The 23,339-nt window shown below is 66.7% G+C and carries 23 protein-coding genes, 3 tRNA genes and 1 pseudogene; 18 read left to right on the forward strand and 9 right to left on the reverse strand.

Annotated elements, in window-relative coordinates:
* The first annotated feature begins 74 nt into the window (after positions 1-74).
* The 4 genes from csrA to ACYVGE_RS15560 all read left to right on the forward strand — a co-directional run bounded on the left by csrA (position 75) and on the right by ACYVGE_RS15560 (position 1,668).
* Positions 75-278, forward strand: a complete 204-nt coding sequence (csrA, locus tag ACYVGE_RS15545; RefSeq protein WP_310053316.1) for a carbon storage regulator CsrA — start codon at positions 75-77, stop codon at positions 276-278.
* Positions 279-335: 57 nt separating this feature from the next.
* A tRNA-Ser gene (locus ACYVGE_RS15550) sits at positions 336-428 on the forward strand.
* Between the two features lie 64 nt (positions 429-492).
* Positions 493-569, forward strand: a tRNA-Arg gene (locus tag ACYVGE_RS15555).
* A gap of 157 nt (positions 570-726) precedes the next feature.
* Positions 727-1,668, forward strand: coding sequence for a ribokinase (locus tag ACYVGE_RS15560; RefSeq protein WP_460730991.1), 942 nt, complete (start codon positions 727-729; stop codon positions 1,666-1,668).
* 35 nt (positions 1,669-1,703) lie between these two features.
* Here the strand turns inward: ACYVGE_RS15560 and ACYVGE_RS15565 are convergent, their stop codons facing one another.
* The 6 genes from ACYVGE_RS15565 to ACYVGE_RS15590 form a co-directional block, all read right to left on the reverse strand.
* The gene (locus ACYVGE_RS15565) at positions 1,704-2,552 is read right to left on the reverse strand and encodes an alpha/beta hydrolase family protein (RefSeq protein ID WP_460730992.1); all 849 of its coding nucleotides are present in this window, start codon (positions 2,550-2,552) and stop codon (positions 1,704-1,706) included.
* Entirely contained in the window at positions 2,545-3,342 is a 798-nt protein-coding gene (gene thiD, locus ACYVGE_RS15570) for a bifunctional hydroxymethylpyrimidine kinase/phosphomethylpyrimidine kinase (RefSeq protein WP_460730993.1), read from the reverse strand. The genes ACYVGE_RS15565 and thiD overlap by 8 nt, the downstream gene beginning before the upstream one ends.
* Complete coding sequence (locus ACYVGE_RS15575; protein WP_460730994.1) at positions 3,339-4,019, reverse strand: YoaK family protein; 681 nt, start codon at positions 4,017-4,019, stop codon at positions 3,339-3,341. Before ACYVGE_RS15575 ends, thiD begins: the two co-directional genes overlap by 4 nt.
* A 5-nt stretch (positions 4,020-4,024) precedes the next feature.
* Complete coding sequence (locus ACYVGE_RS15580) at positions 4,025-5,422, reverse strand: PhoH family protein (RefSeq protein ID WP_457097333.1); 1,398 nt, start codon at positions 5,420-5,422, stop codon at positions 4,025-4,027.
* Positions 5,423-5,550: 128 nt separating this feature from the next.
* A complete protein-coding gene (locus ACYVGE_RS15585) occupies positions 5,551-6,021 on the reverse strand; it encodes a peroxiredoxin (protein ID WP_460730995.1) in 471 nt (156 codons plus the stop codon).
* Between the two features lie 62 nt (positions 6,022-6,083).
* The gene (locus ACYVGE_RS15590) at positions 6,084-6,644 is read right to left on the reverse strand and encodes a glycine cleavage system transcriptional repressor (protein ID WP_460730996.1); all 561 of its coding nucleotides are present in this window, start codon (positions 6,642-6,644) and stop codon (positions 6,084-6,086) included.
* Positions 6,645-6,861: 217 nt separating this feature from the next.
* On the opposite strand from ACYVGE_RS15590, the gene dapA reads away from it, so the two are divergent.
* Together dapA and ACYVGE_RS15600 are read left to right on the forward strand one after the other, a co-directional pair.
* Complete coding sequence (dapA, locus tag ACYVGE_RS15595) at positions 6,862-7,761, forward strand: 4-hydroxy-tetrahydrodipicolinate synthase (protein ID WP_460730997.1); 900 nt, start codon at positions 6,862-6,864, stop codon at positions 7,759-7,761.
* Between the two features lie 25 nt (positions 7,762-7,786).
* Complete coding sequence (locus ACYVGE_RS15600; RefSeq protein WP_460730998.1) at positions 7,787-8,293, forward strand: hypothetical protein; 507 nt, start codon at positions 7,787-7,789, stop codon at positions 8,291-8,293.
* An 88-nt stretch (positions 8,294-8,381) separates the two neighbouring features.
* Here ACYVGE_RS15600 and fdxA read toward each other — a convergent pair whose 3' ends face one another.
* Both fdxA and ACYVGE_RS15610 read right to left on the reverse strand, forming a co-directional pair.
* Complete coding sequence (gene fdxA, locus ACYVGE_RS15605) at positions 8,382-8,705, reverse strand: ferredoxin FdxA (protein ID WP_310053300.1); 324 nt, start codon at positions 8,703-8,705, stop codon at positions 8,382-8,384.
* Between the two features lie 231 nt (positions 8,706-8,936).
* Positions 8,937-9,012, reverse strand: a tRNA-Glu gene (locus tag ACYVGE_RS15610).
* Between the two features lie 155 nt (positions 9,013-9,167).
* On the opposite strand from ACYVGE_RS15610, the pseudogene pcnB reads away from it, so the two are divergent.
* The 6 genes and pseudogenes from pcnB to pgi form a co-directional block, all read left to right on the forward strand.
* A pseudogene (gene pcnB / locus ACYVGE_RS15615) lies at positions 9,168-10,475 on the forward strand (polynucleotide adenylyltransferase PcnB); the annotation flags it as partial.
* Positions 10,472-10,966: a 2-amino-4-hydroxy-6-hydroxymethyldihydropteridine diphosphokinase gene (folK, locus tag ACYVGE_RS15620; RefSeq protein WP_460730999.1), complete on the forward strand. Its 495-nt coding sequence runs from the start codon at positions 10,472-10,474 to the stop codon at positions 10,964-10,966. The pseudogene pcnB and the gene folK, both read left to right, overlap by 4 nt.
* A 4-nt stretch (positions 10,967-10,970) precedes the next feature.
* Complete coding sequence (gene panB, locus ACYVGE_RS15625) at positions 10,971-11,786, forward strand: 3-methyl-2-oxobutanoate hydroxymethyltransferase (RefSeq protein ID WP_460731000.1); 816 nt, start codon at positions 10,971-10,973, stop codon at positions 11,784-11,786.
* Positions 11,787-11,819: 33 nt separating this feature from the next.
* Positions 11,820-12,665 carry a pantoate--beta-alanine ligase gene (panC, locus tag ACYVGE_RS15630; protein ID WP_460731001.1) on the forward strand — a complete coding sequence of 282 codons (846 nt, stop codon included), beginning with the start codon at positions 11,820-11,822 and terminating at the stop codon, positions 12,663-12,665.
* A 140-nt stretch (positions 12,666-12,805) separates the two neighbouring features.
* On the forward strand, positions 12,806-13,189 hold the full coding sequence (gene panD, locus ACYVGE_RS15635; protein ID WP_056130033.1) for an aspartate 1-decarboxylase: 384 nt from the start codon (positions 12,806-12,808) through the stop codon (positions 13,187-13,189).
* A gap of 10 nt (positions 13,190-13,199) precedes the next feature.
* On the forward strand, positions 13,200-14,711 hold the full coding sequence (gene pgi / locus ACYVGE_RS15640; RefSeq protein ID WP_460731002.1) for a glucose-6-phosphate isomerase: 1,512 nt from the start codon (positions 13,200-13,202) through the stop codon (positions 14,709-14,711).
* A gap of 20 nt (positions 14,712-14,731) precedes the next feature.
* Here the strand turns inward: pgi and queG are convergent, their stop codons facing one another.
* Complete coding sequence (queG, locus tag ACYVGE_RS15645) at positions 14,732-15,808, reverse strand: tRNA epoxyqueuosine(34) reductase QueG (protein WP_460731003.1); 1,077 nt, start codon at positions 15,806-15,808, stop codon at positions 14,732-14,734.
* 22 nt (positions 15,809-15,830) lie between these two features.
* Here queG and ACYVGE_RS15650 point away from each other — a divergent pair, with 22 nt between their 5' ends.
* From ACYVGE_RS15650 to ACYVGE_RS15675, 6 genes are all read left to right on the forward strand, one after another.
* A complete protein-coding gene (locus ACYVGE_RS15650) occupies positions 15,831-17,303 on the forward strand; it encodes an NAD(P)H-hydrate dehydratase (RefSeq protein WP_460731004.1) in 1,473 nt (490 codons plus the stop codon).
* A 41-nt stretch (positions 17,304-17,344) separates the two neighbouring features.
* The gene (gene tsaE, locus ACYVGE_RS15655; protein WP_460731095.1) at positions 17,345-17,839 is read left to right on the forward strand and encodes a tRNA (adenosine(37)-N6)-threonylcarbamoyltransferase complex ATPase subunit type 1 TsaE; all 495 of its coding nucleotides are present in this window, start codon (positions 17,345-17,347) and stop codon (positions 17,837-17,839) included.
* Positions 17,840-17,969: 130 nt separating this feature from the next.
* Positions 17,970-19,523: an N-acetylmuramoyl-L-alanine amidase gene (locus ACYVGE_RS15660; RefSeq protein ID WP_460731005.1), complete on the forward strand. Its 1,554-nt coding sequence runs from the start codon at positions 17,970-17,972 to the stop codon at positions 19,521-19,523.
* Positions 19,524-19,625: 102 nt separating this feature from the next.
* Positions 19,626-21,419 carry a DNA mismatch repair endonuclease MutL gene (gene mutL, locus ACYVGE_RS15665; protein ID WP_460731096.1) on the forward strand — a complete coding sequence of 598 codons (1,794 nt, stop codon included), beginning with the start codon at positions 19,626-19,628 and terminating at the stop codon, positions 21,417-21,419.
* Complete coding sequence (locus tag ACYVGE_RS15670) at positions 21,419-22,366, forward strand: DUF1684 domain-containing protein (protein WP_460731006.1); 948 nt, start codon at positions 21,419-21,421, stop codon at positions 22,364-22,366. Before mutL ends, ACYVGE_RS15670 begins: the two co-directional genes overlap by 1 nt.
* Positions 22,363-23,319 (forward strand): TraB/GumN family protein, encoded by a 957-nt coding sequence (locus ACYVGE_RS15675; RefSeq protein ID WP_460731007.1) that lies wholly within the window; start codon positions 22,363-22,365, stop codon positions 23,317-23,319. The genes ACYVGE_RS15670 and ACYVGE_RS15675 overlap by 4 nt, the downstream gene beginning before the upstream one ends.
* Positions 23,320-23,339: the final 20 nt, after the last annotated feature.

Below are 23,339 nucleotides of genomic sequence, written 5' to 3' on the forward strand. Positions count from 1 at the left end.
TTTAGGAAGCAAGGCGCCCTTGGTGGGAAGGGGCGCCCTGACCGGCGATCTTGGCCGGTATCGAGGAGATTTGCATGCTTATCCTGACGCGTCGCGTCGGCGAGACTTTGATGATCGGTGACTCCGTTACAGTCACCGTGCTCGGTGTGAAGGGCAACCAGGTGCGCATCGGTATCACCGCGCCCAAGGATGTCGCGGTCCATCGCGAGGAAATCTACCAGCGCATACAGCGGGGAGAAGGGACCTCGGAACAGGATCGAAAGGCGGACGGCAGCTAAAAAAGTTTGCCGCGCATGCGCAGAGCCGTTATGCTCTGCGCCCCGCGAAGTTCCAGCGGAGACTTGCCCGAGAGGCCGAAGGGGCTCCCCTGCTAAGGGAGTATGGGGTCAAAAGCTCCATCGAGGGTTCGAATCCCTCAGTCTCCGCCAGTTTTTAACGCCGAGTGTTTGACGAGGCGATAACAACTGAAGCATAATTCCGCTTCTAGCTTATGCGCCCGTAGCTCAGCTGGATAGAGCACCAGGCTACGAACTTGGTGGTCGGGAGTTCGAATCTCTCCGGGCGCGCCATAAAGCAAAAGGGTCGACGGTTTCCGTCGGCCCTTTTTCTTTTTTCACGCCCGCGGTGCATGGCGCAATGCCGTTGTCCCCTTGTCTCATTGCTCCGCAGTTCGCATGCGTTATGTTCAGCGCCAGCGGCGCTGGCCGTGACTTGTCCGGAGCAGGCATGACCCTACGCAACACTGTCCTTGTCGCAGGATCGGCGAACCTCGACTTCGTCGTGCGGGTACCCCACATCCCCGCGCCGGGAGAGACGGTGCTGGGGAGCAACTTCCTGACTTTTCCGGGCGGCAAGGGTGCGAACCAGGCGGTCGCCTGTGCGCGCGCAGGCGGAGTGCCGACGCGCATGCTGCTAGCACTGGGGGCGGATGACTTCGCCGCGCCCCTGGAACAGTCGCTGCACCTGGCGGGTGTGGACGCGCGAGTCGTGCGCATTGCAGACGCTGCTACTGGCGTCGCCTTCATCTGTCTTGCCGCGGATGCGGAGAATGCGATCACCGTCGCGCCCGGCGCCAATGCACGCCTGCAAGCGGACGACCTTCCGGATCTGTCCGATACGTCGCATCTGCTGATGCAGTTGGAATCCCCTCTGGAAGCCGTCACCGGCTGGGCCTTGGCCGCTCGCAACGCTGGAGTGCGCACGGTCCTGAACGCCGCCCCCGCGCGGTCGCTGCCTGCGGAATTGCTGGCCGCCATCGATGTGCTCGTCGTCAACGAAGGCGAACTGGCCGCAATTTCCGGCGAGCCCGGCCCGATTGCGACCGCCGTCGAGAAGCTTGGCAAGGCGAATGTCGTTGTCACGCTGGGAGCTCACGGCAGTTGCGCGCACATCGACGGCGAATGGCTGGTGCAGTCTGCATTTGCGGTCGACGCGGTGGACACGACCGGGGCGGGCGACACGTTCTGTGGGGCGCTCGTGGCCGCGCTGGCGCAGGGGCATGGTTTTGCCGTTGCATTGCGGCGCGCCTCGGCGGCCGCGTCCCTGGCATGCACGCGAATGGGCGCGCAGACGGGGGTACCGCAAGCGGTGGAAGTCGAGGAGCTGCTTGCCAATGGGCGCGAGTCGTCCTCGCCGGATGAACTCAGGCGCCTCTGCGGTCTGGCCTGATTTGAAGCCCTGATTTGAAGCCCCTGATTTGAAGCCTAGACCACCGGGCGCAACAGCGATTCGATGACTGGCCCGGGTTGCTTCATCCAGCCGAAGTGATCCGCGCGCGTCTTCAACGCCTGCATGTCCAGCGTGTCGATGCGATGGCGCGACTGCGGCAGCTTGGAGAGCAGGTACCGCGTCGAACCAGGGGGTGCCAGCCAATCCTGCGCAAGCGTCACCGCGCGCGCTTCCACCGCGACGCCCGCCATGGCGGTTTCGATATCCGTGTCGATGCCACGCGCCGCGTAGCGTCCGCTCAGCGCGCTGCGTGCCCAGTCGTGAATCAGGGTGCGCGATTCATTGCCGCCGAAGCCGATGCTATGGCCCGGCAGGAAGCCGCGGCGGTCCGCCAGCCAGGGCAGGAAGCGGTATGCCATCGGCAGCCACCAGCGGGTGCGCAATGGAAAGGCGCGCCAATACGGCGAACCGCTGGCTACCAGCCACAGCTGGGATGCGCTCTCCGGCGCCATGCCGAGATGACAGCACGCGAGCTGGCCACCGAGGCTGTGGCCACCGACGATGCGCGGAACGCCGTCGAGCACCTGCGCCGCCATTGCCTCGCTGGCGGGCAGGTCGTGCTGGAGCAGTTCGCGATAACCCCAATCGGAGTTGCGCGCCGGACGTAGGCTGCTTGATCCGTTGCCGCGCCAGTCGTGGATGAAGACCGCGATACCCGCGGCCGCCAGGCCCTGCGCGAATGGCAGGTAGTGTTTCGCCGCGACGCCCATGGCAGGCAGCCAGAACAGTCGCGCACGGGGCTGGCCGGGAATGACAGCCAGCAACTCCCAGCGGTGGCCATCCCGGGCCTGCACATCGACCGCCTGCGCGGAAAGTTCAGTCACGACGCGCGGCGCCGAAATGATCGAGCACGACTATCTCGCTGCGTCCCGGCCGGTATCCGCGCAGCAATGCGGCGTGCACATACTCGCCGGCGGCGCGGCAGGCGGCGGCGAGCGGGAGTCCACGGCACAGGTTGGCGGCGACGGCGGAAGCGAGCGTGCAGCCAGTGCCGTGTGCCTCCAGCTGCAGGCGAGGGTGCGGGAACTCGACGGTGCCAGAGGCATCGGCATACAGGTCGACAATGTCGCCGCCGTCGTGCAAGTGGCCGCCTTTCAACAGCACCGCCCGCGCGCCCGCATCGAGGAGAGCGTCGCAAGCTGCGCGCATCGCAACGCGACTATCGATCGTGGCGCCGAGCAGGAGTTCGGCTTCGGGCAGGTTCGGCGTGACCAGCGTGGCGAGCGGCAGCAGGCGGTTGCGCAGGGCATCGAGCGCCGAAGGGTCGAGCAGGCGCGCACCCGACGTCGCAACCATGACCGGGTCCAGGACGACGTGCGGCGGGCGATGCTGCTCGAGTGCTCCAGCGACCGCATGGATGACGTCTGTCGTCGCCAGCATTCCCAGTTTCACCGCACCGATGCGGAAATCGTCGAAACAGGCGTCGATCTGGGCGCGCAGGAAGGAAACCGTGGGTACTTCGACCGCAGTGACGCCGCGCGTGTGCTGTGCCGTCAGCGCCGCGATCGCGCTCAGCCCGTGCACGCCATGCGCCGCGAATGTCTTGAGGTCGGCCTGGATGCCGGCCCCCCCTCCCGAGTCCGAGCCCGCTATGGTGAGTGCGCAGGGCGTCATGCCGGCTTGCCTCCACTGAATGTCTGCCATTGACGGTAGAAGACATAGCCCACGCCCGTCAGCCCGGTCAGCGTCGCGGGCAGGAGCAGCGCGCGATAGCCGATGCGCGAGAACAGGAATGCTCCCGCGATGCCGCCTGCCAGGAAGCACGCGATGATCAGCCCGCACAGCAGCAGGCGCCGGCGCTGCAGCGGCAAGCCGCGCAATGCATGGCCCAGCCCGATCCCGAGGTCGGTGAACATGCCGCTCAGGTGCGTGGTGCGTATGACCGCTCCGCTGTACGTCGTGGCCATGGCGTTCTGCAATCCGCAGGCCATCGCCGCGAGCAGGGCACCGCTGATCTGGTTGCGCTGGAACATTGGCACGGCCAGCACCAGCAGGAAAGACTCGATGGCCAGTACGACGCCATAGCGGCGACCCAGGCGCAACGTGCTGTCCTGGACGATCAGGCCGCTCAGGGCCGCCCCTGCCATGAAGGCAACAGCCACGCCTAGCAGCTGCAAGGCGGCGCGGAGATCGCCGGCCGCCATCGAAGCGCCGAGCAACGTGGTGGTTCCAGTGAGATGCGTCACTGCCTGGTGCTCGAAGCCCAGGTACCCCACCACGTTGACCATGCCCGCGATGCAGGCAAGCGAACCCGCGCCGATCCATACCCAGCGTGGCAGGTGCACCCCCATCCGCTTTACATCACTTCGGAGGCGTAATCCGCCAGGCGCGAACGCTCACCGCGACGCAGCGTCACGTGCGCGCTGTGTCCCCAACCCTTGAAGCGATCCACCGCATAGGTGAGGCCCGATGTGGTTTCGGTCAGGTAGGGCGTGTCGATCTGTTCGACGTTGCCGAGGCACACGATTTTCGTGCCCGGGCCCGCACGCGTGATCAGCGTCTTCATCTGCTTGGGCGTGAGGTTCTGCGCCTCGTCGAGGATCAGCCAGCGGCTCAGGAAGGTGCGTCCGCGCATGAAGTTGAGCGACCGGATCTTGATGCGTGAAGCCAGCAGGTCGTTCGTGGCCGCGCGTCCCCAACTGCCGCCCTCGGGGTTATGCGTGAGCACTTCCAGGTTGTCGGTCAGGGCGCCCATCCACGGCGTCATCTTTTCTTCTTCCGTGCCGGGCAGGAAACCGATGTCCTCGCCGACGCTCACCGTCGCGCGGGTCATGATGATTTCGCGATAGCGCTGCTGGTCCATCGTCTGGGCCAGGCCAGCGGCGAGCGCGAGCAGCGTCTTGCCGGTGCCGGCGGTGCCAAGCAGGGTCACGAAGTCGATGTCCGGGTCCATCAGCGCGTTCAGCGCGAAGTTCTGCTCGCGGTTGCGCGCGGTGATGCCCCATACGGCGTGCTGGTTGTGGCGGTAGTCGTCGACGATCTGCAGGATCACGCGTTCGCCCTCGACGTGCGCGACCTTCATTTCCGCTTCGTCGTCGCCGGGCAGGTACAGGAACTGGTTCGGGTACCAGTCGTCGCTTTCACCGCGACGGATCTCGTAGAAAGTCCGCCCCTTTTCCGTCCACGACCTGAGGTCCTTGCCGTAGCGCTGCCAGAAATCCTCCGGAAGCGCGGTCGAGCCGGTATACAGCAGGCTGAAGTCGTCCAGGGCGCGGTCGTTTTCGTAATCCTCGGAATCGATGCCGGCGATCGATGCCTTGATGCGCAGGTTGATGTCCTTGGAGACGAACACCACGGGCACGCCCGGTTCGGCCTCCTTGAGTGCGAGGATGGCGCCGAGGATGTGGTTGTCCGGGATGACCGCGCCAAAACGCTTGCCCGAATCGAAGTCGCGCGTCTGGAAGCGCAGCCTGCCGATGCTCTGCGCCCCGCGCAGTTGCAGGCCCTGCGGACGAGTGAGGGGAATGCCCTCGGAAATGGACCTGGTGCCGTGGCTCTCGACCAGTTCGTTGAGGAAGCGACTCACTTGACGCGCATTGCGGCTGGCTTCGCTGGTGCCCTTCTTGCCGTTGTCCAGCTCTTCGATCACCTGCATCGGCAGGTAGACATCGTGCTCCTCGAATTTGAACAGCGCGGTTGGATCGTGCATCAGCACGTTGGTGTCGAGGACGTAGATGCGCTTGCTTCGGGTCATCATGCTTTCCTGGATGCGAGCTGTTTAAGATGCGAGCTGTTTATGCGAGCTGTTTAAAAGCTGCGGGCAGAGGCAAACCACCACAAGCCCGCGGGGCGGGGTGGTGGAGTCATTGGAACGCTGGATGATCACTTCGTTGCGACAGCCTTCAGCTGGTCGTACACGGCCTGGGCGTGGCCGGGGACTTTTACCGGGCGCCATGACTGGACAATGACGCCCTTGGGATCGATCAGGAACGTACTGCGCTCCACGCCGATGTAGTCGCGGCCGTAGAGCTTCTTCGGCTTGATCACGCCGAATGCGTTGCAGACTTTCTCGTCGGCGTCGCTGACGAGGTCGAACTTGAAGCCCTGTTTGGCGCAGAAGTTCTGGTGCGACTTGATCGAGTCGCGCGAGACGCCGAGCACCGTGGCGTCCAGTTTCCTGAACTTCGGCAGCAGCGCGTTGAAGTCGATGCCTTCGGTGGTACAGCCCGGGGTGCTGTCCTTCGGGTAGAAGTAGAGGACCAGCCAGTGGCCTTTGTAGTCCGAGAGGCGGCCATGGGTGCCGCTTGAAAGCGCGATGGGAAGATCGGGAATCTTGTCGCCAGTGTCCAGCATCGGTCTCTCGGTTGTAGCGCCGGTTTCCCGGCTTGTGTTGCTGTTTGCCCGCGGCGGATCCGTCAGAACTTCATCGGATCCATGATCGCGTCGAGGTTAAGGTGGTCGCAGAACTCGAGGAAGTCATCGCGCAGCGCAGCAATATGCATGCTCGCCGGCACGCCGATGGTCACCTGTGCCGAGAACATGTCCGCACCGGTCTGCATCGCGCGGTAACGCGAGCAATGCAGGCTCTCGATGGTGATGCCCTGGCGGTCGAAGAAATCCGCCAGCTGGAACAGGATGCCCGGCTTGTCCGCGGCCACTACTTCGACTACGTAGGGCAGCAGGTTGGACTGAACCTGCTTGGCGCCGGTCCGGTACCAGTTGAGCTTCAGGCCTTCCTCGCGCTCGAGCCGGGTCAGCATGGCCTCGAGCTTGGCGACGGCGTCCCATGGCCCCACTGCCAGCGCCGTGACGGATACGTCACGACCGACCGTGGAGAGTCGCGCGTCGACCAGGTTGCAGCCGCTGTCCGTGATCCGCCGGGTCACAGACAGCAGCGGTGACTCCGGATGCGTCGTGTAGGCGTTGATCAACAGGTGGTTTTCGTTCGGCGACGGCCGGGAAGCGGTATCGGTCAAGGCGGCGCCTGGCTCTTGGGGCAAGATGCCCGGATCGTTGGAGCTACGCTGCCATCACTGGCGGCTCGCGGCCAGCATACTTGCCCGCGGTTTCGGGCCGCAAGTAACATCCACGTGAATTTTGCGGGCCTGTTCGCCGTTTTCCACGGCCCAGTACGGCGCGATCTCCGCGGGCCTGCCCCCCCATTTCACCGCATCAACAACCAAGGCCACCGATTTGCGACTTTCTGGCAGCATCACCGCGCTGGCGACACCGTTCGGCGTCGCCGGTGAACTCGATCTCGACGCCTGGGAGCGCCTGCTCCAGCAGCAGCTCGATGGGGGCACGCAGGCTGTCGTCGTCGCCGGTTCCACCGGCGAGGCCGCAGCGCTGTACGACGCCGAATTCGACCTGCTCCTGCGCAGCGCCGTGGAATTCATTGCCGGTCGCATCCCGGTGCTGGCGGGTACCGGCCTGTCCAACACCGCCAAGACGATCGAGCAGACCCGCCGCGCCGCCGCACTTGGCGCCGACGCGGCGCTGGTCGTGTCGCCTCCCTATGTCCGTCCCACGCAGGCGGGCCTGATCGCCCATTACCTCGACATCGCCGACGACGGCGCATTGCCTGTCGTGCTCTACAACGTACCGGGGCGCACTGGCGGTGACCTGTTGCCGGAGACGGTGGCCGAGCTGTGCGGCCACCCGCGCATCATCGGCATCAAGGAAGCGCGTGCCGAACCCGAGCGCATGGATGCGTTGTTGCGATTCAAGGCCAACGATTTCGCCGTGCTCAGTGGCGACGACCCGACCGCATGCCGCGCAATGCTCGCCGGTGCCGATGGCGTGATCTCCGTGGCTTCGAATGTCCTGCCGGCGGCCATGCGCCGCCTGTGCGACCTCGCCCGTGCAGGGAATGCAGATCCGGCGCGCCAGCTGGACGCGCAGCTGCAGCCCTCGTTCGATTTCATGGGCGTCGAACCCAACCCGATTCCGATCAAGGCCTTGCTGGAACTGCAGGGTATCGGGCGCGGTCTGCGCCTGCCCCTGCTGCCGTTGTCGAAGGCTTATTCCGATGCAGCTTCATCCATTGCGGCTACCGTACGGGAACTCGAAAGTGCCTGTGCCCACGCTGCTTGATTTCACGATTTCCCAGGAGAACCCCATGCGCCTGAAACAATCCGCGAGCCGTTTCGCGACCACCGCCTTCGTGCTCGCTGCCGTCCTCGCGACGTCGGGCTGCAGTTGGTTCCACAAGGAAAACAAGCTCTATGCAGGCGACCCGATGAGCCGGCCGCTGGAAGTACCGCCGGATCTGGACATGCCGCAGACCGAGGGCGCCATGGCGATTCCCGCGGGGGCGGTGGCCGGCTCGGCTACTGCAGCGGCCCCCAGGGTGGCGAACGGGTTCACCGTTGCCGGCAGCCGCGACGATGTCTACGCCAAGGTCGGTGACGCGCTGGGCAAGGTCGAAGGCCTGACCATTGCCAGCCGCGCGCCGGCGCTGGGTGCGTACGACGTCAGCGTCGAGGGCAGCAACTTCCTCGTTCGCGTCAACACGGTCGAAGGCGGGGTCTACGTGTCCGCGGTCGATCCGCGCGGCGAGCCGGCCACGGGCGAAGCGCCCATGAAGGTGATCGCGGCAGTGAAGGCGGCGCTGGGCGGCAACTGACCGCCCCACCACGAATCCCGCCGGCAACAGCCGACACAAGAACGGGCGCCCTGGCGCCCGTTCTTTGTTTCGTGTTGCCGCTGCCGGCTCAGCGCTCCAGCAGGTCCAGCTTGCCCGGCTTGCCTTCCCACTCCTTGGCATCGGCCAAGGCATCCTTGCGCGTCGTGATCACCGGCCAGGCCTGCGCCAGCTCGGCGTTCAGTGCGACGAACGCCTCCTGTCCCGCCGGCACGTCGTCCTCGGGATAGATCGCATTGACCGGGCATTCGGGCTCGCACAAGGTGCAGTCGATGCACTCGTCCGGGTCGATCACGAGGAAGTTCGGACCCTCATGGAAGCAGTCCACCGGGCACACTTCGACGCAGTCGGTGTACTTGCACTTGATGCAGTTCTCGGTGACGACGAAGGGCATGAGCGGCGGCTTCCATGGATGGTTTGGCTGGGCGTAGTTTAGCGCTCGCCTCTGGTGTGATGGGACACGACAACGCGCAGTCGGAGCCAGGGGCGGCCGTCATTTGCCTTTATCAGCCGCGGGCGCGGCTTCTACATGCCCACAACTCGAAGTCTGTCGTGGGCCACAAAAAACCCGGCGTGGGCCGGGTTTGCTGTTCAAGGCCCTATCTCAAAATCGGGCCTTGCGAATTGGCGCTCCCTACGGGATTCGAACCCGTGTTTTAGCCTTGAGAGGGCCACGTCCTGGGCCTCTAGACGAAGGGAGCAGAGTGCTTGCTTCGGCGCGCCGGGCTTCGGCCTGAACGCGGACTGCTAGTATACGCAGCGCCAATGCCGCCGGGCAATTGGCCGCTTGAACAGTTTTTCACCGTCCGACAGGGACTGCGGCACGACCCAGATGTCCGAACTCCAGACCATCCATCCGCTGCGGGTGATCCCGCGCGAAGAGCACAACGTCTCGCGGCGGGAGATCAGTCCCAATGCCCTGCGGGTGCTGTATCGCCTGCGCGAATCAGGCTTCGGCGCCTACCTGGTTGGCGGCGCGGTACGCGACCTGCTGGTCGGCGGCCATCCCAAGGATTTCGACGTCGCCACCGACGCGACTCCCGAGCAGGTCAAGCAGTTGTTCCGCAACTGTCGCCTGATCGGGCGTCGTTTCCGCCTGGCCCATGTCGTGTTCGGTCGCGAGATCATCGAAGTCGCGACCTTCCGCGCGAATGCCGATGACGGCAGCGGCGACCGCGAGACCCACGAAGGCGGGCGGGTGCTGCGCGACAACGTCTTCGGTTCGATCGAGGACGACGCGGTCCGGCGCGACTTCACCGCCAACGCGCTGTATTACGCGATCGAGGATTTCTCCGTCCGCGACTACGTCGGTGGCTTCGAGGACGTGCGGAACCGGCTGATGCGCCTGATCGGCGATCCGGACACGCGCTATCGCGAGGATCCGGTGCGCATGCTGCGGGCGGTGCGCCTGGCCGCGAAGCTTGATTTCGAGATCGAAACCGCCACGGCGGAACCCATCCCACGCCTGGCGCCATTGCTTTCGGAAGCCGCCCCGGCGCGCCTGTTCGAAGAATGTCTCAAGCTCTTCCTGACCGGGCGTGCCGTTGCCAGTTTCGAGGGGCTGGAGCGCCACGGCCTGCTGGATGCCCTGTTCCCCGAATCCGCCGCCGCACTCCAGGCCAATCGCAGTGGCGCCCTTCGACGCATGCTGATCGCCGGTTTGCGCAGCACCGATGCGCGCGTGGCCAACGACGAACCGGTTTCGCCCGCCTTCCTGTTTGCGCTGCTGTTGTGGCCCGCGTATTGCCGCTCGCTGGCGCAACTGCAGCAGGGCGGCATGCATGCGGCGGAAGCCGAGCGCCGCGCCGCCGACCGCGTCACCGTGCATCAGCTCAACACGATCGCGCTGCCACGCCGCTTCTCCCTGCCAATGCAGGAAATCTGGCTGCTGCAGTCGCGCTTCTCGCTGCGCCAGCGCAAGCGCGTCTTCCGTCTGCTGGCACATCCGCGATTCCGTGCGGCATTCGATTTCCTCAACCTGCGCCTGGCGGCGTCGAATGAGCACTCCGATGACGTGGCGTTCTGGCGCGAGGCGCAGACTCAGCCGGGCGATGCCCTGGCCGTACAGCTCGACGCGCATGCGCCTGCGGCCGAAGCCGGGGCCAACGGCGCGCCACGCCGTCGCCGCCGCCGTCGCGGTGGATCCGCAGCGTCCGGCGAGTGAACGCGAAAACCGTTGCCCTGATCGGTCTGGGCGGCAACCTCGGTGATGCCGCGGCGACGCTCCGCCATGCCTTCCGGGATCTCGACGCGCTGGCCCACACGCGCCTGCTGCGCGCCTCGAAGCTGTACCGCAGCCGGGCCTGGGGCCGCATCGACCAGCCCGATTTCATCAATGCCGTGGCGATGATCGAAACCGGCCTGGGCGCGCGTGAACTGTTGGACGCGATGCTCGGAATCGAGCACCACGCCGGGCGTGAACGCCACGCCGACGAGCGGTGGGGGCCGCGCACGCTCGACCTCGACCTGCTGCTCTATGGCGATGCCGTGATCGACGAGCCCGGCCTGCACGTGCCACACCCGCACCTGCATGAACGCAGCTTTGCGCTGGTGCCACTGGTCGAAATCGCGCCGGACGCCATGATTCCCGGGATCGGGCCCGCGCGCGCTGCGCTGGCGGCGATGGAACCTTCCGGCATCGAAGCGCTAGGCTAGCCGCATGTACACCTCCACGCAGGACAAACCCTGGACCGTGCCGATGCTCGCCGACGCCAAGCGCGACGGGCGCAGGCTGGTGATGCTCACGGCCTACGACGCCAGCTTCGCGCGGACGTTGGACAGCGCCGGCACCGATCTGATCCTGGTGGGCGATTCGCTGGGCATGGTGGTGCAGGGGCACGACAGCACGCTGCCGGTGACGGTCGACGACACCGTGTATCACGTCACCTGCGTTGCCCGTGGCCTGTCGAAGGCGCTGCTGATCGCCGACCTGCCGTTCCAGGCAGACGCCACGCCCGAACGCGCGCTGGACGCGGCGACCAGGCTGCTCCAGGCGGGCGCCGCGATGGTCAAGCTGGAAGGTGCCGGCCACAAGCTCGACGTCATCCGCTTCCTTGTCGAACGGGAAATTCCGGTGTGCGCGCACCTGGGCCTGACGCCGCAGTCGGTGCTGCGCCTGGGCGGTTATCGGGTGCAGGGGCGCGATGACGCCACTGCCGAAAAACTGCGTGCCGACGCGCGCGCCGTCGCGGCGGCCGGCGCCACGCTGCTCGTTCTGGAGTGCGTACCCACCGGTCTTGCGCAGGCGATCACGGCGGACCTTTCGATTCCCACCATCGGCATCGGGGCCGGCCCGCATTGCGACGGCCAGGTACTGGTGCTGCACGACCTGCTGGGCGTCAACAGTGGCCATCGCCGGCCCAAGTTCGTGAAGGACTTCCTCGCCGAAGGCGGCTCCGTGGCCGGCGCCGCCGAAGCCTTCGCCGCCGCCGTGCGCGAAGGTCGCTTTCCCGATGCCGCCCATTCCTACGACTGACCACCGCCGCCGCATACCGGTACGCATACCGCGATGATCGACGTCATCCACGACCTGTCCGCCCTGCGCGGCCACATCCGCAAATGGAAACAGGACGGCCAGCGCGTCGCCTTCGTGCCCACGATGGGCAACCTGCACGCGGGCCATTTTTCGCTGATCGAGCTGGGACGCCGGCACGCCGATCGCGTCGTCGCCAGTGTCTTCGTCAACCCGACGCAATTCGGCCCGAACGAGGACTTCAGCCGCTACCCGCGCACGCCGGAGGCCGACGCCGCCGGGCTGGAGGCAGCCGGGTGCGACCTGTTGTGGCTGCCCTCGGTGGAAACGATGTACCCGCATGGCGTCGATGCCACCGTGCGCGTCAGCGTGCCCGGCGTGACCGAGACGCTGGAAGGAGCGCATCGCCCCGGTCATTTCGATGGGGTGGCGACGGTGGTGGCGCGCCTGTTCAACCAGGTGCAGCCGGACGCGGCGGTATTCGGGCGCAAGGACTACCAGCAACTGGCGGTGATCCGCTACATGGTCCGGGACCTGGCGTTTCCGCTCGACATTATCGCCGCGGAAACGCGCCGCGAGGCCGACGGCCTGGCGATGAGTTCGCGCAATCAATACCTCTCCGCCGAAGAACGTCCGCGGGCGGCGCACATCAGCCAGACCCTGCAGGCCATGCGTGAAGCCATTCGTGCCGGCCGGCCCCGCGAACAGGTCGAGGCCGAGGCGACCGATCGCCTGGCCGCAGCGGGCTTCGCCGTCGATTACGCGGCAGTACGCGACCGGGAACTCGGCCTGCCGGCGACGGGCCACGGCCCTCGGGTTGCGCTGGTCGCGGCCCGCCTGGGACGGACGCGGCTCATCGACAACCTCGAATTCGAGGCCTGAGGCCGCAGTTCCGCTCGCGCCGGGGGTTGCCCCGGCTAAATAGCCGGTAACAGGACGCCCCGTTCCATGTTGCACCGCGCCATGCGCTGGTAAACTTTTGTTTTCTCGCCGCCAAGCCCGGCGGCCGGAGACCCCCGAACATGCAACTGAACGTCCTCAAGGCCAAGATCCACCGCGCCAGCGTCACCCACGCCGAGCTGCATTACGAAGGCTCCTGCGCGATCGACGGCCGCCTGCTCGACATCTCGGGTATCCGTGAGTACGAGCAGATCCACATCTACAACGTCAACAACGGCGCCCGCTTCGTCACCTATGCCATCCGTGGCGAGGAAGGCAGCGGCGTGATCTCCGTCAATGGCGCCGCCGCCCACTGCGCGCAACCGGGCGACCTGGTGATCATCTGCGCGTACGGCGTCTGCGACGAGGCCGAGGCGGCGAAGTACAAGCCGACCTGCGTCTACGTCGACCGCCAGAACCAGCTGACCCACACCAACCACTCGATGCCGCAGCAAGCCGCGGCCTGATAGGAGCGCCATGCCCGCAAAGCATCGGTTGGAGCAACTCAAGTCCCAGGCCGAGCGCCTGGCGGAAGTGGATCTGAAATCGATGCTGCAGGCCGATCCGGCCCGGGCAGGGGACTTCGCCGTACGGGCGGGTCCGATTTGCGCCAACTTCGCGCGCCAGGGGTACGACCGGGCGGCGCTGGAAGCATTGTTCGACCTGTTGGCCGCGGCGGATGGCCCCGGCCGCCTCCACGCCATGTTCGCCGGCGCCACCGTCAACCCGACCGAAGCGCGTCTGGCGCTGCATACCGCGCTGCGCGGCGACCTGTCGCAAACGCCGACCGTGCGCGAGGCCCATGCACAGGCGCAGGCCGCCCGCGCACGCATGCGCGAGCTCATCGCCAGCCTCGCGGCGAGCGATGTCACCGACATCGTCAGCGTTGGCATCGGCGGTTCGGATCTCGGTCCGCGACTGGCGGTGGATGCATTGTCGGGGCCCATGCCGGGCCGCTTCCGCGTGCACTTCCTTTCCAATGTCGACGGCGCCGCCGTGCAGCGGACGCTGGCCGGGCTGGATCGCGCGCATACCGCCGTACTGCTGATTTCCAAGAGTTTCGGCACGCAGGAGACGCTGCTCAACGGCGCGGTCCTGCGGCAATGGCTGGGCGACGACTCGCGCCTGTATGCGATCACGGCAAACGGCGAACGCGCCGCGTCGGTGTTCGGCATTCCGCGCGAACGCATCCTGCCGATGTGGGATTGGGTCGGCGGGCGCTACTCGTTGTGGTCCGCGGTCGGGTTGCCGATCGCGCTTGCTGTTGGTCCGGACGCGTTCGACGAACTGCTGGCCGGCGCGGCGGAAATGGACGCGCATGTCCTCGATGCCGCACCGCGCGCGAACCTCGCCGCGTGGCATGCGTTGACCGCGGTGTGGAACGTCAATGCGCGCGGGTTGGCCACGCAGGCGGTAATGCCGTACGACGAGCGCCTGAAGCTGCTGCCGGACTACCTGCAGCAGCTGGTGATGGAAAGCCTCGGCAAGTCGGTGCGGCTCGACGGTACTTCTGTCGTGGCGCAGACGGTGCCGGTGTGGTGGGGTGGCGTCGGCACCGATTCGCAGCACAGCTTCTTCCAGGCGCTGCACCAGGGCACGCAGCTCGTGCCGGTGGATTTCATCGGTGTGGTGCGTGGCGACGACCCGTATGCCGAGAACCATGCCGCGCTGCTGTCGAACCTGTTCGGCCAGGCCGAAGCCTTGGCGAACGGGCAGGGCAATGCCGATCCGCATCGCTCTTATCCGGGCAATCGGCCCAGCACGATGATCCTGCTGGATTCGCTCACGCCGCGTTCGCTCGGTGCGCTGCTCGCGCTGTACGAGCACAGCGTTTACCTGCAGGCCGTGATCTGGGGCATCAATCCCTTTGACCAGTTCGGTGTGGAACTGGGCAAGCAGGTGGCCAACAAGCTGCTGCCGGCCGTAAAGGGCGAGGCCCAGGCCGACGATCCCGTCACCCGCGCGCTGCTGGCTGAATTACGCAGTTAAACCGCTGGTGGTGTTGTCGGTCAGGCGACGCCGTGCCTTGCCAGCGCCCATTCCACATGTTCGCGCACGACGGCGTTGTCGATGTCGCGACGCGACTGCAACGCCGCGATGACGTCGGGCGTCGTGGGCGCGTTGCCCAGGGCGATGGCGATGTTCCGCAGCCAGCGTTCATGGCCGCTGCGCCGGATCGCCGTGCCTTCGGTGCGCTGCAGGAACTCCTCCTCGCCCCAGGCGAACAGTTCCGCCAGCGTCGCCCGGTCGAGGTTGTTGCGGGCCCGGAAATCGGGTTCGTCGGTGCGCTTGGCGAACTTGTTCCAAGGGCACACGAGTTGGCAGTCGTCGCAACCGAATATGCGGTTGCCGATCAGCGGACGCAGTTCCTCGTCGATCGCGCCTTCGTGCTCAATGGTGAGGTAGGCGATGCAACGCCGCGCATCCAGCCGATTGGGCGCGACGATCGCCTGGGTCGGGCAGATGTCCATGCAGCGTACGCACGTGCCGCAATGCGCTGTCGCGGGTACGTCCACCGGTAGCGGCAGGTCGACGTAGATTTCGCCCAGGAAGAACCAGGAGCCGCCGTCGCGATCGATCAGGCAGGTGTGCTTGCCGATCCAGCCGAGCCCTGCATTGCGCGCCAGTGCGCGCTCGAGCACGGGGGCAGAATCGACGAACACGCGGTGGCCGAATGGCCCGACTTCCTCCGCGATGCGGTCGGCGAGTTTCTGCAGGCGTTGGCGCATGAGCTTGTGGTAGTCGCGACCCAATGCGTAACGCGCGACATAGGCGCGTTCGCCATCGGCCAGTGTGTCCCACGCTTCTTCGTCGTCGCGACGTCCGTAGTCGAGGCCGACCGAAATCACGCGCAGCGTGCCCGGGACCAGGTCGTCGGGGCGTGCGCGCTTGTCGCCGTGGCGCGCCATCCAGTCCATCGAGCCGTACAGACCCTGCGCAAGCCAGTCGCGCAGATGGGTTTCGTCGTCGCCCAGCTCGATGCCGGTGATGCCGCAGCGCTGGAATCCGAATTCGCGCGCGAGGGCGCGGATCCGCAGGGCCAGGGCGGCATGGTCCGGATCGGAACGGGTGGCGGGGCGGCTCATGCGCCAAGTATAAAATCGCCGGATGCCCGGCACTTGCCACCTGTTCGACGCGACGGCCCTGCGGGGCATCGAGGCACGCGCCGCGGCGTCGGAGGGAGACGCTTTTGGCCTCATGCGGCGCGCTGGCGCAGCTGCCTGGCGGGAGCTGCTGGACCATTGGCCCCGGGCGCAGCGCATCGTCGTGGTGTGCGGCCCTGGCAACAATGGCGGCGATGGCTACGTGCTTGGATGCCACGCCGTGACCTCCGGACGCCAGGTGCAGGTGGTGCGGTTGGCCCGGCACGAACCGCGCACCGACCTTGCCCACCGCGCCTGCGCCGAATTCGAAGCGGCCGGCGGAAGCGTGCACGCATTCAGCGGGCGACTTGCGGACGCCGACCTGGTCGTCGACGCGCTCTTCGGCATCGGCCTGGCACGCGCGCCGGATGCTGACTGTGCGGCCCTGATCGATGCGATCAATGCGCATCCGGCTCCGGTGCTCGCGCTGGATGCGCCGAGCGGGATCGACTGCGATCGAGGCAGCGCGCCGGGCGCGGCGGTGCATGCATCGCGCACGCTGGAGTTCATTGCACCCAAGACCGGATTGCGCACCGGGGCTGCGCTCAACCACGTCGGTGTGATGGCGCTGGCCGCGCTGGACCTCGCGCAACTCGTCGCGGATGCGCCGGCCAGCGCGGAATTGCTCGAACCCGCCGCGCTGGCCAACTGGCTGCGGCCGCGATCGCGGAATTCGCACAAGGGCAGCAACGGGCGCGTGCTCTGCATCGGTGGCGATTTCGGCAGCGGTGGCGCCATCCTGCTGTGCGCGGAAGCGGCGCTGCGCAGCGGAGCCGGACTGGTCGACGTCGGCACACGGAGCCCGCACGTGTCCGCGCTGCTTGCACGGACGCCGGAAGCGCTCGCGCACGCGCTCGATGACGACCTGGCGGGCTTCGACGCACTGCTGCAACGCGCTGATGTGATCGCCCTTGGGCCAGGGCTGGGCCAGCAGGCGTGGGGGAGTGAACTGCTTCACCGCGCGATGGCTGCCGGCAAGGCGCTGGTGCTCGACGCGGACGCGCTGAACCTTGTCGCAGGTTCGACAAAACCGTTGCCCGCGGATTCCATCATCACGCCGCATCCGGGCGAGGCATCGCGCCTGCTGGCGTGTTCCACTGCCGAGGTGCAGCGCGATCGCTACCGCGCGGCGCGGGATTTGAGTGGGCGTTATCGCTGCACCGTGGTGCTCAAGGGCGCCGGTACCATCGTTGCGTCGCCCGATCGCCCCCCGCGCGTGATTGCCGCGGGGAATCCGGGAATGGCCGTGGGTGGCATGGGGGATGTGCTGACCGGCACCATCGCGGCCCTGCGCGCGCAGGGATTGCAGGCATTCGATGCTGCAAGTGCGGGTGCGCTGCTGCATGCTGCCGCGGGCGACGCTGCAGCCGGCAACGGCGAACGCGGGCTGCTGCCATCGGACTTGATGCCGTGGCTGCGGCGATTGGCGAATCCCTAAACGAAGAAGTGATCGATGAAGTGATCGATGAAGTGATCTCGATGAGTGACGATGTGATTTCGATGCTGCTCGAAGACGCCGACGCGACTGACGCATTGGGCGCCGCCCTTGCGCGCACGCGCCCGCCGCGCGGCGTCGTTCACTTGCATGGCGACCTCGGCGCCGGCAAGTCCACGCTCGCCCGCGCGCTGTTGCGAGCACTGGGCGTAACGGGCGCCATTCGCAGTCCCACCTACACGCTGGTGGAGCGCTATCCGCTCGCGGCGGGTGGCGAGGCCTGGCACCTCGATCTCTACCGCATCGGTCACGGCGGCGAACTGGAATTCCTCGGACTCGACAGCGACGAAGCCACCCTCTGGCTGGTGGAATGGCCCGAGCGCGGTGGCGGCTATCTTCCCGTCCCCGACCTGCGGGTGGATCTGGATGTGGCGGGCCTGGGTCGGAGAGCAAATGTGGTGGCCGTCACAGAAGGCGGCCGCGCATGGCTGGAGCGTTTGCAGGCCGTAAAGCCAACCCCAGTTGCAGCCGATTCCTGAATGATTTCGCAGAAAGGGCGGGCAGGTATCGGATTCATAAGGGAAAAGTGCTTGACAGTTGGCGGTGGCCGGTGCTTGACTACGGCCCATGCGCGTATCGGGGGCTACCTTTCAGAAATTCCTGTTGGGCATGGCGCTGCTCTCGGCGCTGGCCTGGAATCTCGCGCATGCCAGTGAAATCAATGGCTTGCAGCTGAGCAGCGGTGCCACGGGAACCCGGGCCGAGATCGCGCTCGATCAGACCGCCGAGTTCAAGCTCATCCGCCTGTCCGGTCCCGATCGCCTGGTCGTCGATCTCCCCGCCACCCGGATCCGTTCCGGTGTCGCCATGCCGGCGGGCGCGGGCGTGGTCAAGTCCGTACGTACGGGCCAGCCCGCAGCCGGCACGGCCCGTATCGTCTTCGACCTCGCCCAGCCGGTAGCCGTGCTGAGGCCGCGCATCGAACAAGGCGCTGGCGGTCCCCGCCTGGTGCTCGAATGGCCGGACGACGGTGAAGCGGCGGCCCCCGTTGCGACCATCAATCCTGTGCAGCCGCCGGCCTCCGCGGCCGAATCCGCGACATCGGAAGTGACGGTTGCCGGGCAGCCGCGCGGCGAAGACGTAGCCGCTTCCAACGCCGCCACGACCCGTCTGATTTCCGAATTGGCGGCGCGGGGCGAGGTCAAGAAATTCGACAGTGCGCAGACCACGGCCGTGTCCCGGCCTCCGGTTTCGGGCGCGACGGTGGCCGACAATGCCGCCGGACGCCCCCTGCCAGGAACAATCCAGAAGATCGCCAGCGGCACGACCACCGCCACGGGCGTTCCCGCGCCGCTGTCACCCGAAGTCACGACCTCCGTGCCCCCGCCCCCGGCGGCGGCGACCGTCGCTCCCCCGGCGGATGCGGTCAAGACGATGAAGGACCTGATGCGCGGCCGCGGCATGCGCCCGCTGGTCATCGCCATCGACGCCGGCCACGGCGGACAGGACCCCGGCGCGACTGGTCTCAGCGGCAAGCGCGAAAAGGACGTCACGCTGGCGATCGCGCGCGAACTGGCGCGCCAGATCAACGCAACCCCCGGCCTGAAGGCATATCTCACCCGCGACAACGACGTCTTCATTCCGCTCAACCAGCGCGCGCAGCTCGCGCGGCAGGCGCGTGCGGACATGTTCGTATCGATCCATGCCGATGCCGCAGAAAACCGCGCCGCGAACGGGTCTTCTGTGTACGTGCTGTCACTGAAGGGCGCGTCTTCGCAGCGCGCACGCTGGTTGGCCGACAAGGAAAACGCCTCAGACCTGATCGGCGGCGTGCGCCTTGAAAAAACCAGCGGCACGCTCGCTTCCGTGCTGATCGATCTGACCCAGAGTGGGCAGATGAAGGCGTCCGAGGACGCCGCCGCGCACGTGCTCGACGGCCTCAGCCGTATCGGCCGCAACCACAAGCCGCATATCGAGCGCGCCAACTTTGCCGTGCTGCGCACTTCGGATATGCCGGCGATGCTGGTGGAAACCGCATTCATCTCGAACCCGGAAGAAGAGCGTCGCCTCAGCGAGCCCACGTACCAGCGCCAGCTGGCCCGCGCGGTGCTGGATGGCGTCAATACCTATTTCCTGCGGCAGCCGCCGCCGGGCACGCTCTACGCCGCCCAGGCGGCCGCCGACATGCCGGGATTTGCCGGCGCGGGTGGCGGCGGCAAGTGAACCGTTAGCGGCAGGCGGTCCTTGCGCGGTGGGATAAACGCCCCGCGCCGCATATCATCCCGGCTCATGACATTTGCGGCGCGCGACGCCGTTACGGCCGCCGTGGCGATACGACAGTTACCCGACACCCTCATCAACCAGATCGCCGCAGGCGAGGTCGTCGAACGGCCCGCTTCCGTGGTGAAGGAGCTGGTCGAAAACGCCCTGGACGCCGGCGCGCGGCGGGTCGACATCGACCTGGAGGAGGGCGGTGTCCGCCTGATCCGCATCCGTGACGATGGCGGCGGCATTCCCGCCGAGGATCTGCCACTGGCGGTGTCGCGCCATGCCACCAGCAAGATCGCTTCGCTCGACGACCTCGAAGGGGTGGCGACGCTGGGCTTCCGGGGTGAAGCCTTGCCCTCCATCGCCTCGGTCAGCCGCTTCGCGCTCATGTCGCGCCATGCCGCGGCCGCGCACGGCGCGTCGCTGGAGATCGAGGGTGGCCGCCTCGGGGAAGTGATGCCGAAACCGCACCCGCAAGGCACGACGGTCGAGGTGCGCGACCTGTTCTTCAACGTGCCCGCGCGGCGCAAGTTCCTCAAGGCCGAACGCACCGAGCTCGGCCATATCGAGGAATGGTTGCGGCAACTGGCGTTGGCACGGCCGGACGTCGAACTGCGCGTGTCGCACAACGGCAAGCCGTCGCGGCGCTGGAAGGGCGAGGGCGACCTGCTTTCAGAAGTGCGCCTGCACGAAGCGCTCGGCGAGGAATTCGCCAACCACGTCCTGCGCATCGACCACAGCGCGGCCGGCCTGCGCCTGCATGGCTGGATCGCACAGCCGGTGTATAACCGCGCCAGCGCCGACCAGCAGTACCTGTACGTCAACGGCCGTGCCGTGCGCGATCGCAGCGTGGCCCACGCGGTGAAGCAGGCGTACGCCGACGTGCTGTTCCATGGCCGCCAGCCGGCCTACGTATTGTTCCTCGAGCTCGATCCGCGTCGTGTCGACGTCAACGTGCATCCGGCCAAGCACGAAGTGCGCTTCCGCGATGCGCGCCTGATCCACGACTTCGTCTATCGCACCCTCCACGAAGCGTTGGCGGAAACGCGGGCGGGCAGTGCACCGGTGCCGCTCTCGGGAACCGCGACTGCGGACGTGCGCTACGGGTGGAACGCCGCGGCGCCACAATCGCCGCTGGGCCTGCAACAGGTCGCCGATACCCGCGCAGGTTATGCCGTCCTGTACGGAACGGGCGCGCCGCAGGTGTCCGCTTCGACGCCTGCCACGCTGGCATCCGCGCCGCTGCCCACCAGCGAAGACGCCTCCATGCCGCCGCTGGGCTACGCCATCGCGCAACTCCATGGCATCTACATCCTGGCGGAAAATGCCGATGGCCTGATCGTTGTCGACATGCACGCAGCACACGAGCGCATCGGCTACGAGAAGCTCAAGTTCGCGCACGATGGCGAAGGCCTGCGCACGCAGCCGTTGCTGGTGCCACTGACCGTCGCCGTTTCCGAACGCGAGGCCGACGTTGCCGAGCGCGAGGTCGATACGTTGGCGACGCTCGGTTTCGAGCTCAACCGCAGCGGCCCGCAATCGCTGGTGCTGCGTTCGGTGCCGGCATTGCTCGCGCACGGCGACATCGAGGCGCTGGTGCGCGATGTGCTCGCGGACCTGCGCGAGCACGGCGAGAGCCGGCGTGTCGCCGCCGCCCGCGACGAACTGCTGGCGACCATGGCCTGCCATGGCGCCGTGCGAGCGAACCGACGTCTCACTTTGCCGGAAATGAACGGGTTGCTGCGCGAAATGGAAGTGACCGAGCGCTCCGGGCAGTGCAATCATGGCCGTCCTACCTGGGCGCGTTTCTCGTTGCCCGAGATCGATCGCTGGTTCCTGCGAGGACGTTGATGCACCGACTGCCGACCAAGTTGTTCCTGCTGTTGCTCCTGGCGCTGGTGGCGACGGGCTGCAAGGACAAGGAAGCCATGCACCAGTCCGCGGAAGCCAAGGCGCGGGCCTTCGCCGCCAGCCAGCAGGCCTGGCGCGACGAGCGTCGCGCAAAGCTGACGCAGCCCGATGGCTGGACCAGCCTCGTCGGCCTGCACTGGATCGACGAGGGCGAGCATTACTTCGGCAGCGATGCCGACAATGGCATCCGGCTCGCCGCCGGCCCGGCGCATGTCGGGATGATTTCCCGCAAGGGCGACCGCCTGCGCTTCGTGCCCGAGAAGGGCGCGCTCCTGACCCTGGATGGCCAGCCGCTTGCGGGCGCGACAACGCTGCGCAGCGACGCGGATGACCTGGGTCCGAGCAAGCTCGGCTTCGACGACGGCAAGGGCGTGATCACGGTGATCAAGCGCGGCGACCGCTACGCGCTGCGCGTCAAGCACGCCGATGCGCCCACGCGCACCGACTTCAAGGGCATCGAATACTGGCCGGGTGGCGACGACTGGATCGTCAAGGCCCGGTTCGTGCCGAACCCGCCCGGCAAGGCCATTCCGGTCGCGAACATCATCGGCATCACCGAGGATGTCCCCAACCCCGGCGCTGTCGAATTCCAGCGCGATGGCAAGACCTACCGCATCGAGGCCCTGGACGAGGGCGATGGCGTGTTGTCCCTGGTCTTCGCCGACCGCACCAGCGGCCATGGCAGCTATCCCGCGGGCCGCTTCCTCGATGCGCCGATGCCCGATGCGAAGGGCAACGTCGTGGTCGACTTCAACAAGAGCTACAACCCGCCGTGCGCGTTCACGCCATTCGCGACGTGCCCGCTACCGCCGCCGGAGAATCGCCTGGACCTCGAGGTCGTCGCCGGCGAGAAGGCCTATCACTTCGAGGAACCCAAGCACTCATGAACCACGCCATGCTTCGCCGCGGCAAGTCCGCCGCGCTCTCGGTCCTGGCATGCGTGCTGGTCGCGCCGGCCGTGTACGCGTGGACGCCACCCGCGGCAGCGCCGACTTCCCAACCCACGAAGACGGCCCCCAAGCCGCTGCTGTGGAAGGTGTCGGACAGCGACAACTCGATCTACCTGCTCGGTTCCTTCCACCTGCTCAAGCCCGATGACTATCCGTTGTCCACGGATGTCGACAAGGCGTTCGCGGATGCGGAAAAGGTGGTCTTCGAAGTGCCGCCCGCGGAGCTGGGCGATCCGTCGCTGGGACAGAAAATGCAGCAGATGGCCGGCTTCAGCGATGGCCGCAGCCTCAGCAAGGTGTTGCCTGCCGATGTGCGCCAGAAGATGGAGCAGGCAATCGGCGCGGAGCGGCTTGCGCAACTCGACGCGGTCGAGCCCTGGTACATCAATCTGGGGTTGTTGATCGGCGTCTCGCAGCAGATGGGTTTCCAGGCGGACCAGGGCGTGGACATGCATCTCGCCCGCCGTGCCGCGGCGGCCAACAAGCCGGTATCCGGCCTTGAGACCGCCAGCGAGCAACTCAAGGTCCTCGACGCTTCGCCGATGGAGGAGCAGATCGCCGGTCTGCGTGATTTCTTCAACGATCCCGCGGAAGTTCCGAAGCTGCTGGCCGATACGCACGAAGCCTGGCGCGATGGCGACGTGGCCAGGCTCAACTCGCTGGTCATCGACGAGGTGCGCAAGGAAACGCCGGTGACCTATCGCATCATCAACGTCGAACGCAACGACGCATGGGTGCCGCAGCTGCGGCAGATGCTCGATGGGCCGTCGAAGGACGACACGCTGGTGGTCGTCGGCGCGATGCACCTGCTGGGCAAGGATGGAGTCGTGGAGAAACTGCGCGCGAAGGGTTACCGCGTCGAGCGCATCTGCACGGCCTGCAGCAAGTGACGTGATCCAGGCGGGCGAGG

The organism is Lysobacter rhizosphaerae, assembly GCF_054779795.1.